This window comes from Pseudomonas sp. MWU318, from assembly GCF_016756945.1.
GTDB lineage: Bacteria > Pseudomonadota > Gammaproteobacteria > Pseudomonadales > Pseudomonadaceae > Aquipseudomonas > Aquipseudomonas putida_A.
The window spans coordinates 40,331-53,196 of record NZ_JAESJL010000006.1 but is presented as its reverse complement, the minus strand read 5'-3'; the positions used below and the strand labels follow the sequence as shown (position 1 = coordinate 53,196).

General features: G+C 61.4%; 12 protein-coding genes and 1 pseudogene. 8 read left to right on the top strand and 5 right to left on the bottom strand.

Annotated features, from left to right (window positions below; genetic code table 11):
- Window positions 1-79 precede the first annotated feature (79 nt).
- The 8 genes and pseudogenes from hisI (at window position 80) to JN524_RS27525 (ending at window position 5,183) form a co-directional block, all read left to right on the top strand.
- A complete protein-coding gene (gene hisI / locus JN524_RS15550) occupies window positions 80-481 on the top strand; it encodes a phosphoribosyl-AMP cyclohydrolase (protein ID WP_003220851.1) in 402 nt (133 codons plus the stop codon).
- On the top strand, window positions 474-806 hold the full coding sequence (locus JN524_RS15545; RefSeq protein ID WP_003220849.1) for a phosphoribosyl-ATP diphosphatase: 333 nt from the start codon (window positions 474-476) through the stop codon (window positions 804-806). Before hisI ends, JN524_RS15545 begins: the two co-directional genes overlap by 8 nt.
- Before the next feature lie 25 nt (window positions 807-831).
- On the top strand, window positions 832-1,113 hold the full coding sequence (locus tag JN524_RS15540; protein ID WP_003220847.1) for a twin-arginine translocase TatA/TatE family subunit: 282 nt from the start codon (window positions 832-834) through the stop codon (window positions 1,111-1,113).
- 9 nt (window positions 1,114-1,122) lie between these two features.
- Window positions 1,123-1,569: a Sec-independent protein translocase protein TatB gene (gene tatB / locus JN524_RS15535; RefSeq protein WP_145595956.1), complete on the top strand. Its 447-nt coding sequence runs from the start codon at window positions 1,123-1,125 to the stop codon at window positions 1,567-1,569.
- Window positions 1,566-2,357: a twin-arginine translocase subunit TatC gene (gene tatC, locus JN524_RS15530; RefSeq protein ID WP_003220842.1), complete on the top strand. Its 792-nt coding sequence runs from the start codon at window positions 1,566-1,568 to the stop codon at window positions 2,355-2,357. Before tatB ends, tatC begins: the two co-directional genes overlap by 4 nt.
- Window positions 2,354-3,061: a 16S rRNA (uracil(1498)-N(3))-methyltransferase gene (locus JN524_RS15525; protein WP_202369900.1), complete on the top strand. Its 708-nt coding sequence runs from the start codon at window positions 2,354-2,356 to the stop codon at window positions 3,059-3,061. Before tatC ends, JN524_RS15525 begins: the two co-directional genes overlap by 4 nt.
- Before the next feature lie 205 nt (window positions 3,062-3,266).
- Window positions 3,267-4,328: pseudogene (locus tag JN524_RS27530) on the top strand (methyl-accepting chemotaxis protein); the annotation flags it as partial.
- The gene (locus tag JN524_RS27525) at window positions 4,311-5,183 is read left to right on the top strand and encodes a methyl-accepting chemotaxis protein (RefSeq protein WP_371917811.1); all 873 of its coding nucleotides are present in this window, start codon (window positions 4,311-4,313) and stop codon (window positions 5,181-5,183) included. The pseudogene JN524_RS27530 and the gene JN524_RS27525, both read left to right, overlap by 18 nt.
- Window positions 5,184-5,274: 91 nt before the next feature.
- On the opposite strand, the gene JN524_RS15515 is transcribed toward JN524_RS27525, so the two are convergent.
- The 5 genes from JN524_RS15515 to JN524_RS15495 all read right to left on the bottom strand — a co-directional run bounded on the left by JN524_RS15515 (window position 5,275) and on the right by JN524_RS15495 (window position 12,608).
- Window positions 5,275-6,009, bottom strand: a complete 735-nt coding sequence (locus tag JN524_RS15515; protein ID WP_007961769.1) for an amino acid ABC transporter ATP-binding protein — start codon at window positions 6,007-6,009, stop codon at window positions 5,275-5,277.
- Complete coding sequence (locus JN524_RS15510) at window positions 6,002-6,961, bottom strand: amino acid ABC transporter permease (RefSeq protein ID WP_202369898.1); 960 nt, start codon at window positions 6,959-6,961, stop codon at window positions 6,002-6,004. The genes JN524_RS15515 and JN524_RS15510 overlap by 8 nt, the downstream gene beginning before the upstream one ends.
- A 129-nt stretch (window positions 6,962-7,090) precedes the next feature.
- Window positions 7,091-7,888, bottom strand: a complete 798-nt coding sequence (locus JN524_RS15505; protein WP_003220833.1) for a transporter substrate-binding domain-containing protein — start codon at window positions 7,886-7,888, stop codon at window positions 7,091-7,093.
- A 372-nt stretch (window positions 7,889-8,260) separates the two neighbouring features.
- Complete coding sequence (gene mdoH, locus JN524_RS15500) at window positions 8,261-10,831, bottom strand: glucans biosynthesis glucosyltransferase MdoH (RefSeq protein WP_134785235.1); 2,571 nt, start codon at window positions 10,829-10,831, stop codon at window positions 8,261-8,263.
- Window positions 10,824-12,608: a glucan biosynthesis protein G gene (locus JN524_RS15495; RefSeq protein WP_167734086.1), complete on the bottom strand. Its 1,785-nt coding sequence runs from the start codon at window positions 12,606-12,608 to the stop codon at window positions 10,824-10,826. The genes mdoH and JN524_RS15495 overlap by 8 nt, the downstream gene beginning before the upstream one ends.
- Window positions 12,609-12,866 lie beyond the last annotated feature (258 nt).

Here is a 12,866-nt window from a genome sequence, read left to right as displayed (position 1 = left end):
CAGTTTGCTGATCGGCTGGCACACTGTTTCAACGCCTGAACCCGACTATCGAAGTGCGGGTTCGCTGTCGGAGTCGAAGATGAAAAACTGGCTGGACGAGATCAAGTGGGACGCAGATGGCCTGGTGCCGGCGATTGCCCAGGATCACAAGACCGGGCGCGTGCTGATGATGGCCTGGATGAACCGCGAAGCGCTGGAACTGACCGCTGCGGAAAACCGTGCAATCTACTGGTCACGTTCCCGTGGCAAGCTGTGGCGCAAGGGCGAAGAGTCCGGCCACGTACAGACCCTGCATGAAATGCGCCTGGACTGTGATGCCGACGTGATCATCCTGATGGTCGAGCAGATCGGCGACATCGCTTGCCATACCGGCCGTCAAAGCTGCTTTTACCGCGTCTACGAAAACGGCGACTGGAAAACGGTCGACCCGGTTCTGAAAGACCCGCACGCTATCTATTCCGCAGGACACAAACATGAGTGACACCCTGACCCGCCTCGCTCAGGTGCTTGAAGAGCGCAAGGGCGCCGCTGCCGACAGCTCATATGTAGCTAGTCTGTATCACAAGGGCCTGAACAAGATTCTGGAGAAAGTCGGCGAAGAGTCGGTCGAAACCATTATTGCCGCCAAGGACGCCGCCATCAGCGGTGACTGCAGCGATGTGATCTACGAGACTGCCGACCTGTGGTTCCACAGCATGGTCATGCTCGCCCAACTGGGGCAGCATCCGCAGGCCGTGCTGGATGAACTGGATCGTCGCTTCGGTCTGTCCGGACACGTCGAGAAAGCCTCGCGTCCGTCCGCCTGAACAACTTTTAGAGAGGAACAGCAACATGGGCATTTTTGACTGGAAACACTGGATCGTCATTCTGGTAGTCGTGGTGCTGGTGTTCGGCACCAAGAAACTGAAAAACCTCGGCACCGACGTCGGCGAGTCGATCAAGGGCTTTCGCAAAGCCATGAACGATGACGAGAAACCCGCCGCCGATCCGACCGTAACGCCTGCGCAACCGGTGCCTCCGGTGCAGCCGCAAGCCACCGCTCAGGCCAACCCGCCGCACACCATCGACGTGCAGGCGCAGAAAGTCGAAGAGCCGATCCGCAAAGACGTGTGAGACTGACAAATGTTTGGTATCAGCTTCTCTGAACTGCTGCTCGTCGGCCTCGTCGCCCTGCTGGTGCTGGGCCCCGAGCGTCTGCCGGGCGCTGCGCGCACCGCCGGCCTGTGGGTCGGGCGGCTGAAGCGCAGCTTCAACGCGATCAAACAGGAAGTTGAACGTGAAATCGGTGCCGACGAAATCCGTCGGCAACTGCACAACGAGCACATTCTGTCGCTGGAGCAGGAGGCGCGGAAGATTTTCACGCCGGTTCAGCAGGAGCCGACGCCGGTTGAGCATGTCGGCGAGCAGACGATTCATGCGCCAGCCGCGCCCGCTGCACCTGCACCTGTTGCAGCGCCGACAGAACCAGTGCCCGCTGCTGCAAATACTTCGGTTGAACACGTAGCCCCAACCGCCGCGCCGACCACACCAGCGCCTCACGACCCTACACTGCCGCCGCGAGCCCCATGAGCGATCTCCCTGAAAACGACCAGCACATGCCGCTGGTATCGCACCTCACCGAGTTGCGCACCCGCCTGCTGCGTTGTGTGGCGGCGGTGTTCATCATCTTCGCCGGGTTGTTCGCCTTCACCCAGCAGATCTACACCTTCGTCTCCACGCCGCTGCGCCAGTACCTGCCGGTCGGCGCGACGATGATCGCCACGGATGTGTCGTCGCCGTTCCTGACGCCGCTGAAGCTGACGATGATGGTCTCGCTGTTCCTCGCGATCCCGGTGATCCTGCATCAGATCTGGGGCTTCATCGCGCCGGGCCTGTACAAGCATGAGAAGCGCATCGCCGTGCCGCTGCTGGTGTCCAGCATCCTGCTGTTCTACACCGGCATGGCGTTCGCCTATTACTTCGTGTTCCCGCTGATCTTCAAGTTCTTCGCCGCCGCCACCCCGGCCGGCGTGGAAATGATGACCGACATCACCAGTTACCTCGACTTCGTGATGACGCTGTTCTTCGCCTTTGGCGTCGCGTTCGAAATTCCGGTGGCCGTGGTGCTGCTGGTGTGGATCGGCGTGGTCGACGTCAAATACCTGAAGAAGATCCGCCCGTACGTGATCATCGGCTGCTTCGTGGTCGGCATGATCCTCACCCCGCCGGACATTTTCTCGCAGACCCTGCTGGCGGTACCGATGTGGATGCTGTTTGAAATCGGCATTCTGTTCGGCAGCCTTGTCAGCAAGCGCGAACGCCCGGACGAAAATCCGGCCGACGATCACAACGACCAGCCGCCAGCGACCCAGGCATGAACCTGCTGTTGCTCGAAGAGGCCGACTTCATCGCGGCCGACCGCGTCGTGCTGCGTGACCGGCGCCTGACCCACATGCAGGAAGTGCACCGCTCGGAAGTCGGTGACAGCCTGCGCGTGGGACGGATCAATGGCTTGATGGGCTCGGCTGAGCTGCTTCGCCTTGAGGCCGGTGAAGCCGAGTTGCGTGTCACCCTCGATCAACCACCACCGGCCAAGCTGCCATTGACGCTGGTATTGGCCCTGCCCCGCCCGAAAATGCTGCGACGGGTGTTCCAGACCGTGGCGACCATGGGTGTGTCGAAGGTGATTCTGCTCAACAGCTACCGGGTCGAGAAGAGTTTCTGGCAGACGCCGTTTCTGGAGCCGGAAGCGATTCGCGAGAATCTGATCCTCGGCCTCGAACAGGCCCGCGATACCGTGCTGCCGGAGATCATCATCGAGAAACGCTTCAAGCCGTTCGTCGAAGATCGCCTGCCGGCGATCAGCGAAGGCACCCGCGGCCTGGTCGGCCACCCCGGCAATTACCCGCCGTGCCCACGGGCATTGAGCGAACCGGTGACCTTGGCGATCGGCCCCGAGGGCGGCTGGATCCCCTACGAAATCGACCTGCTGGGCAAGTCCGGCCTGCAACCGGTGCAACTGGGCGAACGTATCCTGCGCGTCGAAACCGCCGTCACCGCCCTGCTCGCCCGCCTGTTCTGACACACCGCTCCCCCTGTAGGAGCTCCCGCAGGCTGCGATCTTTTGATTTTGTTTTTTAACAGCAAGATCAAAAGATCGCAGCCTCGTTGCACTCGTCAGCTCCTACAGGAATTCGGGGTTGGCATTCAAATCGGGTTACAGATTGCCATCACCCAGCCGATACAGTCCCCATAAGTCCAATTAGTGGTCCGAGGGGAGTCGTCGCATGTACCGTTGGTTAGCCGAGAATCTTGGGAACGTCAGCGTCAAACGCAAGCTGGGCATCGGTTTCGGCCTGGTGCTGTTGCTCACCCTGCTGATTACCTTTACCGGCTGGACCGGCATGGGCGGCATTATCAGCCGTGGCGACAAGCTCGGCTTCATCTCCAGCCTCAATGAACTGACCAAGGACCTGCGCCTGGCGCGTCTGGACTATGAAGCGCGTCGCGGCGAACAAGGCCCGGGCGCGGTCAACGAGTTGCTGGCCAAACTCGCCAGCGGCTTGCAAACCGCGCGCGGCCTGATCGAACAGCCCTCAGATGCGGCCATGGTCGATCAGCAACTGGCCGCTGTCGCCGAGTACAAACGTGCCTTCGCCGACATGACACAGGCCACCGTGCAGCGTGAGGACGCGCGCAGCAAGCTCGGCGCGAGTGCCGACAATGCCGTGGCCAAAGTCTCGGAAGTCGAGAAATCCATGCTGCAGGGTGACAGCGTCGCGCAATTCAACAGCGTGATCGAACTGAGCAAACTGTTGCAGCAAGCGCGCTATCAGGTGCGCGGCTACACCTACAGCGGCAAGGCCGAGGCGGAGCAGCCCGCGCTGGACGCCATCGACAATGCACTGAAAAACCTCGACAGCCTGCCGGCGAAACTGCCCGAACAGCACATCGCTAACCTGCAACAGGCCACCGACTCGATCAAAGCTTATCGCGCGGCGGTCGCTCAGTTCCGCGACTCGCAGGTGAACAATGCCAAGGCCGGGGCAACCATGACGGCTCAGGGCGACATCCTCCTCGACCTCAGCAAGAAGCTCACCGAATCACAAACCGTGGTGCGCGATACCGATGCCGCGCACGCCAAGAACATGCTGATCATCGCCACCCTGCTGGCCGTGGCCTTCGGTTTGCTCGCCGCGTGGGCGATCACCCGGCAGATCATCATTCCGCTGAATCAGACCCTGAAAGTCGCCGAGCGCGTGGCCGCCGGCGATCTGACCCACAATCTGGTGTCGCAGCGTCGCGACGAACTCGGCCAGTTGCAGCGCTCGATGCAGAGCATGACCCAAGGCCTGCGCGAGTTGATCGGTGGCATCAGCGACGGCGTCACGCAGATCGCCAGCGCTGCCGAAGAGCTGTCGGCGGTCACCGAGCAGACCAGCGCCGGGGTCAACAATCAGAAGATCGAGACCGATCAGGTCGCCACCGCCATGAACGAAATGGCCGCCACTGTGCAGGAAGTCGCGCGCAACGCCGAGGAAGCTTCCGAAGCCGCCGTGGCCGCCGATCAACAGGCCCGCGAAGGCGACAAGGTGGTCGGTGAAGCGATCGCGCAGATCGAGCGTCTGGCCGTCGAAGTCGGCCACTCCACCGAAGCCATGGGCGAACTCAAGCGCGAGAGCGACAAGATCGGCAGCGTGCTCGACGTGATCAAGTCCGTGGCCCAGCAAACCAACCTGCTGGCGCTCAACGCCGCCATCGAAGCAGCGCGTGCCGGTGAGGCCGGGCGTGGTTTTGCGGTGGTTGCCGATGAAGTGCGCAGCCTCGCCCAGCGCACGCAGAAGTCCACCGAAGAGATCGAAGAGCTGATCGTCGGCCTGCAGAACGGCACCCAGCAAGTGGCAACGATCATGGACAACAGCCGCAGCCTGACCGACAGCAGCGTCGAACTGACCCGCCGCGCCGGTGGCTCACTGGAAAGCATCACCCGCACCGTCTCGGCGATTCAGGCGATGAACCAGCAGATCGCCGCAGCGGCCGAGCAGCAGAGCGCCGTGGCTGAAGAGATCAACCGCAGCGTGCTGAATGTGCGGGATGTGTCGGATCAGACGTCGGCGGCGAGTGAAGAGACCGCGGCTTCCAGCGTTGAGCTGGCGCGGCTGGGGACGCATCTGCAGATGCTGGTGGGGCGGTTCAAGGTCTAACCATCACAGCAAAAGATCGCAGCCTTCGGCAGCTCCTACAGGTGTACACATGACTCTGTAGGAGTTGCCGAAGGCTGCGATCTTTTTTGCTTTACAGGACCTGCCGCAGGAAAGCCTGCGCGCGCGGGTCCTTCGGTGCATCGAAGAACTCCGCCGGAGAAGCATCTTCCAGCAGTTTACCGTGATCGAAGAACAGCACCCGATCCGCCACTTCCCGGGCGAAGCCCATTTCGTGGGTGACGCAAACCATGGTCATGCCTTCCACGGCCAGGTTCTTCATCACGTCCAGGACTTCACCGACCATTTCCGGGTCGAGGGCCGACGTCGGTTCGTCGAACAGCATCACTTTCGGGTCCATCGCCAGCGCCCGGGCAATCGCCACGCGCTGTTGCTGGCCGCCGGACAGGCGTGACGGATATTCCCGGGCCTTCTGCGCAATACCGACCTTCTCCAGCAACGCCAAAGCCTTGGCCTCACTTTCCTTCTGCCCACGCTTGCGCACAACTTTCTGCGCCAGGCAGAGGTTTTCCAGCACGGTCATATGCGGGAACAGGTTGAAGTGCTGGAAGACCATGCCGACTTCGCGGCGGTAGGCGTTGACGTCGGTTTTCGGGTCGGCCAGTTGCAGGCCGTCGATGCTCACAGAACCCGAGTCGAATTCTTCCAGGCCATTGAGGCAGCGCAGGAAGGTCGATTTGCCCGAACCCGACGGGCCGATCACCACCAGCACTTCGCCTTTGGCAACGGAAGTGGTGACGTTATCCACAGCCCGAACTACCTGGCCACGGGTGTCGAAGACTTTTACCAGATCGCGGACTTCAATCACTTTGCGCGAGCCTCCGCTCAAGCCGGCTGGCGATTTTCGACAGCGGCAGGTTGATCAACAGGTACAGGCCGGCGACGCAGAACAGGATTTCGAACGGCGAGAACGAGGTGGTGATGACTTCACGGCCACTTTTCAGCAGCTCGGTAATCGCAATCACCGACACCAGCGAGGTGTCCTTGACCAGGCTGATGAACTGCCCGGCCAGCGGCGGCAGTACGCGTTTGAATGCTTGCGGCAGTACCACGTGGCGCATCGACTGGCCGGCGCTCAGACCGAGCGAACGCGCCGCTTCGTTCTGGCCACGGGCAATCGACTGCACGCCGGAACGGATGATCTCGGCCACGTAGGCGCCGGTAAACAGCGACAGCGCGGCGATCCCGGCGAACTCCCGGGACAGGTTCATCACCGTGCCGATGAAGAAGTAGAAGATAAAGATCTGCACCAGCAGCGGCGTACCGCGCACCAGCTCGACGTAGATGCTCGACAGGTCGCGCAGGGTCGGGTTGCTCGACAGGCGGCACAGTCCGGTGACCAGGCCGATCAACAGACCGAGTACGCCGGACACTACCGACAACCACAGCGTGGTCCAAAGGCCCCACAGCAGCGGCCCTGCCGCCCAGTGCCGGGTCACGCCCACGACGTCACCTTCAGCCACATCGTCGCCCTGAGCGAATTGCAGGCTGTTTTCGTCGACGGTCAGGTGCTGCTCGTCACCGGCGTCGTTGCGCAGGGTGACCTGCGCGCTGGCGCCCTTGCGCACCAGCTCGGTGACGGTGGAGATATCGGTGGCACGCAGGGATTCTTCGGCCTGATAGGCGAAGTACTGCGGCACGCGGTTCCAGCGCCATTCGTAGGACATCAGCGACGTGGCGTAATACAACGCGCCCGCCAGGCCGACCAGCACCAGCACGGTCAGGACGTGCCAGGGCCATTGGGCTTTTTTCTGTTTCATTGCAGGTTCCGGATTTTTGTTGCTATGGAGGGCCTCTTCGCGAGCAGGCTCGCTCCCACAGGGGAATGCATTCCAATGTGGGAGCGAGCCTGCTCGCGAATGGGGCGACTCGGTCTGACTGACCCAGTGTTATTCCATGTCCTTGAGCCACTCGGTGCTCTTGAACCACTTGTCATGGATGCGATCGTAGGTGCCGTCTTCGTGGATCTGGTGCAGGAAGTTGTTGATGAAGTTGATGCTGTCGTAATCACCCTTCTTCAGACCGAAGGCCAGCGGCTCGTAGGTGAACGGCTTGTCGAGGAACACCAGTTTGCCGGCGCCGACCTTGTTCACCGCGACCACGTTGTACGGCGCGTCGTAGATGAAGGCGTCGGCCTTGCCGTTGACCACGTCGAGCACGGCTTCCTGCTCGTTGTCGTAGCCGTGGTACTTGGCTTTGGCGATCAGCTTCTTGGCGACCATCTCACCGGTGGTGCCGAGCTTGGAGGTGATGCGATAGTCGGCGGTGTTCAGGTCTTTATAGGACTTGATGGTGCCTTCCAGCTCCTTGCGGATCAGCAGGGTCTGGCCGACCACGATGAACGGTTCGCTGAAGTTCAGGCGCAGGTTGCGCTCCTGAGTCAGGGTCATGCCGCTGCCGATCATGTCGAACTTGTCGGTCATCAGGGCCGGGATGATCCCGTCGTAACCGGTGGACACCAGCTCCAGCTTGACCCCCATGGCCTTGGACATGGCTTTGAGGATGTCGACTTCGAAACCGATGATCTCGCCACGCTTGTTGGTCATTTCGAACGGCATGTAGGTCGGATCCATACCGACTTTCAACGTGCCGCGCTTGACCGCGTCATCGATTGCACCGGCGTGCGCCGCATTGACTGCAACCAGTGCCGTGACGCCGACCAGCAGCATCGACAGATACTTCTTCATCTTCAAGTCCCCAAAACCATTGCAATTGCGGCGCGAAAACCGACTGAAATGGACAAGATCGTCCGGGCGCGCCAATTCGGGGACGGATGCTAACGCACTCGATTTTTTGCACAAGGTTTAATGGACGATTTGTTTAACATTCAAAGGCCACCCCTCACCCCAGCCCTCTCCCCAGAGGGGAGAGGGGGAAAGGGAGCCGATCGGGGAAATATTCGAAAGCTAAGTTCGACTCGATTTCTAAGGTCGATGCAACTCGAATATACAATCCGGTCAGTCCCCTCTCCCTCCGGGAGAGGGTTAGGCGGGCGGCGTTCCGATGAGGGGGCTTTTCAGCGCCATAAAAAAACCCCGCTAGTTAGCGGGGTTTCTTCATCAGGCCGGTTGCGCCTGCAAGCTCACAGGCTTGAGTGGCAACAGCGGTGCATGCGGATCGGCTTTCACCGAAGCACGCCAGGCATCCAGCCATTCCTTGTGATCTTCGGACCAGACCAGCTCGTGCAGACGCGCCAGCGCCACCGGATCACTCAGCAGTTGCAGGCGATCATGATTGCTCAGCGCCGCCGGGCCAGCCTTCAGGGCGTGACGTACACGCTCCTGACGCAGCCACTCGATCGGCTCGGCCTGACCGTGACGGGCCGTCGCCAGCGAACACGCCAGGGCGTTCTGCTGCGGATCGACCACGGCGCGGATGAAGCCGTCGTTCAGTGCATGCCAGCGGTTCTCGTGGGTGTACTGATCGGTCGCCAGCAGCGCCTGTGGCGGATTGTATTCCTCTGGGATGAGGAACAGGCTCTCGTCACGGGACTTGAGGCCCAGACCGACACGGCTGGAAATCACCGACACCGGGATCGACAGCATCAGCGAACCGACGATCGGCACCAGCCACCACAGGAAGCTCGGGTTCAGCCAGATCACCAGCAGCGCCCAGCAGAAGCCCAGCAGGGTCTGCGGACCGTGACGCTTGACCGCCTCGCTCCATGGCGTGGAGTCGTCGTCACGCTGTGGCGAGTTCCAGGTCGCGGCCCAGCCGAGGAACGCGGCGAGGACGAAACGGGTGTGGAAAATCATCCGCACCGGCGCCAGCAGCATGGAGAACAACATCTCCAGCAGCATCGACAGGGTCACCTTGAACTTGCCACCGAACTCTTTCGCGCCCTTGGCCCAGATCAGGATGATGCTCAGCAGTTTCGGCAGGAACAGCAGCACGATAGTCGTCGAGAACAGCGCGATCGCCTTGTCCGGGTGCCATTGTGGCCACAACGGATAGAGCTGACGCGGTTCCAGGAAGTACTGCGGCTCCATCAGCGTGTTCACCGCCAGCAGCGCGGTCGACAGCACCAGGAAGAAGAACCACAACGGCGCCGACAGGTACGACATCACGCCGGTGAGGAACACCGCGCGGTGCACCGGGTGCATACCTTTGACCAGGAACAGGCGGAAGTTCATCAGGTTGCCGTGGCACCAGCGACGGTCACGCTTGAGCTCGTCGAGCAGATTCGGCGGCAACTCTTCGTAACTGCCCGGCAGGTCGTAGGCAATCCACACGCCCCAACCGGCACGGCGCATCAGCGCGGCTTCAACGAAGTCGTGAGACAGGATCGCCCCGGAGAACGCACCTTTGCCCGGCAACGGCGCCAGGGCGCAGTGGTCGATGAACGGCTTCATGCGGATGATCGCGTTGTGACCCCAGTAGTGAGATTCACCCAACTGCCAGAAGTGCAGACCGGCGGTGAACAGCGGGCCGTAAACGCGGGTGGCGAACTGCTGCATGCGTGCATACAGCGTGTCCATGCCCGACGCTCGCGGCGCGGTCTGGATGATCCCGGCGTCCGGCGTGGCTTCCATCAGGCGTACCAGACTGGTCAGGCACTCGCCGCTCATCACCGAGTCGGCGTCGAGCACGACCATGTACTTGTAGTCACCACCCCAGCGACGGCAGAAGTCGTCGAGGTTGCCGCTCTTGCGTTTCACACGGCGGCGACGGCGGCGATAGAAGATCTTGCCGAAGCCCTTGGCTTCACGGCAGACGTCCAGCCAGGCCTGTTGCTCGGCGACGCAGATATCGGTGTCGTTACTGTCGCTGAGGACGAAGAAGTCGAAGCGATCCAGATCACCGGTAGCGGCGACCGATTCGAAGGTGGCGCGCAGACCGGCGAATACCCGGGGCACGTCCTCGTTGCAGATCGGCATCACCAGCGCGGTACGGGCGTCTTTCGGAATCGGCTCGTTGCCCGCGCTTTTGCCGGAGATACGGTATTTATCGTGACCGGTGAGCAACTCGAGGAAGCCCATCAGCGCCGTCCAGAAACCGGCCGAGACCCAGCAGAACAGAATCCCGAAGAGGATCAGGATGCTGGTTTGCAGCGCATACGGCAGCACCTGCGTGGCGGTTTGCAGCAGCGGCTGGTGCAGCACTTCGTCCAGATCGACGAACGACCAGCCCTGGTACGGCATGATGCCTTTCATGTACCAGCCGGCAACGATGGTCTGGCCGAGCATCAGCAGCAACAGAATGTAGCGACGGATCGAACCGACCGTGCGCCAGCGCGCCGCCGGCAAGACGTTTTCGTCCTTCGGCGGCTGTGGCGGATTGGTGCGCCCGGTCAGGCGGCGCCAGCCACGCACCAGAATATTGGTGCGCCATGGCTCCGGCACGACTTTGGTCCGACGGATCGGCGGCGTCGCTTTCATGCTGACCCGACCGCTGGCGTCGAGCACCAGCATTTCCGCCTCTTCCAGCTCTTCGGCGGTGCTCAGGGTCAGGCGCTTGGCCACCGAAGCCTGGGCGGCTTCGGCAGGCGCGTCGAACGTCGGCGACGACAGGCGCTGGTGCAGTTCGCTGAAGGACTGGCAGCCCGCGAGTTCCGCGCGCTGCTCGTCGGTCATCGGCAGATGCGCCAGATACTCGGACAGAGTCTCTGGCTGTACTTGAGAGTTACTCATCGGCAGGCAACTGATAGCTCCAGGTCTCGGTCAGGACTTCTTCAGTCGGTGCCGATTCCGGTGTGGCTGGGGCCGCGTTCGCAGCCGCTGGCTGCTTGGCGTCTTTGTTAGCCTTGTCCTTGGCATCTGCGGCTGGCTTGGCGTCGGCCTGTTTGGCCTCGGCTGCCTTGGCTTCCTTCTCGTCCTTCTCTTGTTGCTTGGCCGCGACCTTATCCGCCTTGGCCACCGACGAGTTCGACGCCGGTACCGAAGACTTGGCCAGATCAGCGGTGACCACTGGCTGTACCAGGGCAGCGCGCATCTCGGTGGACTTGCTCGCGTCCTTGATCTTCATCCGCAGGGTCAGGCGCCAGCCCTTGGTTTCCGGGTTGTAGCGCACGCTGTTCTCGACCAGTTCGGCGTTATCGCCAACACTGACCTGACTGCGCACGTCGGCATCCGGGGCCAGAGCCGCCAGCGATGGACCTTCGAAGTCGACCAGGTAGGCAACGCTGCCATCCGGCTGACGGATCAGGTTCGACTGCTTGACGTCACCGGTCGAGCGCAGGGTCTGCTTGACCCAGGCGCTATCGGGGGCGTGAATCGCCGCTTCGTCCATGGTCCAGTGCAGGCGGTAGGCGAAGTCCAGCGGCTTGCCTGGCTCCGGCATGGTTTCCGGGCTCCAGAACGCAACGATGTTGTCGTTGGTTTCGTCGGCAGTCGGAATCTCTACCAGATCAACGGTGCCCTTGCCCCACTCGCCCTTCGGCTCGATCCAGGCGCTTGGGCGCTTGTCGTAGCGGTCGTCGAGGTCTTCGTAGTGGCTGAAGTCGCGGCCACGCTGCAGCAGACCAAAACCACGCGGGTTCTCGACGCTGAAGTTGCTCACGGCCAGGTGTTTCGGGTTGTTCAGCGGACGCCAGATCCACTCGCCGTTGCCGGCATGGATCGACAGACCGCTGGAGTCGTGCAGTTCACGACGGTAGTTGAGGACTTTCGACGGCTGGTTGGCGCCGAACAGGAACATGCTGGTCAACGGTGCGATGCCCAGTTTGCCGACCTTGTCACGCAGGAACATCTGCGCCTTGACGTCGACAATGGTGTCGCTGCCCGGACGCAGGATCAGGCGATAGGCACCGGTGGCGCGCGGCGAATCCAGCAGGGCGAAGATCACCAGATGCTTGTCGCCCGGCTTCGGCTGCTGAATCCAGAACTCGCGGAAACGCGGGAACTCTTCGCCCGACGGCAGCGCGGTGTCGATGGCCAGACCACGGGCCGACAGACCGTAAGTGTGACCCTTGCCAACGACGCGGAAGTAGCTCGCGCCGAGCATGGTCATGATTTCGTCTTGCTTGTCGGCCTTGTTGATCGGGTACAGCACGCGGAAACCGGCGTAGCCCAGTTGCTCGGTGGCCTTCGGATCGAACTTGAGGTCGCCGAAATCGAAGCGGGTCGGATCGTATTTGATCTCTTCGACGGTGTTCGCCGTGATTTCGTTGATTTTCACCGGCGTGTCGAAGTGCATGCCCTGGTGATAGAAGGACAGCTTGAACGGTGTCTTCTGATCGGCCCACTCAGCCTTTTCGGTGAGGAAGCGGATTTTCTGATAATCCGCGAACTTCATGTCACGGAATTCGTTCGGCAGGTTGCTGCGCGGGGCTTCGAACTTCTGCCCGGCCAGCTCTTTAGCCTTGGCTGATACATCGTCAAGATTGAACGCCCAAAGCTGGCCGGCGCTGAGCAGGCACAGGAGCGCCGAGCCGGCTACCAGGGCACTTCGCATGCGTTTGGCAGACATTTTTGCTGCATTACAGGGACTAACAATCACGAGCAACCCTCGCCGAAAACAGATCAAAAAACCAACGGCCAGATTAAGTGCCTGTGGGGTTTTCGACTTTGAAAAGCCGACCTCCCAGCGCACCCTTGCCAAGTTGGCGAGCATTGTTCCGACTCCGCTGGGGCAAAATGATTCCCCAATCGGATCCAGACAAGTCTCTACCTAAGTCAAAAATGGAACAGCGAACGCTGATCCCCATAGCGCGCGATTATCTAGTAG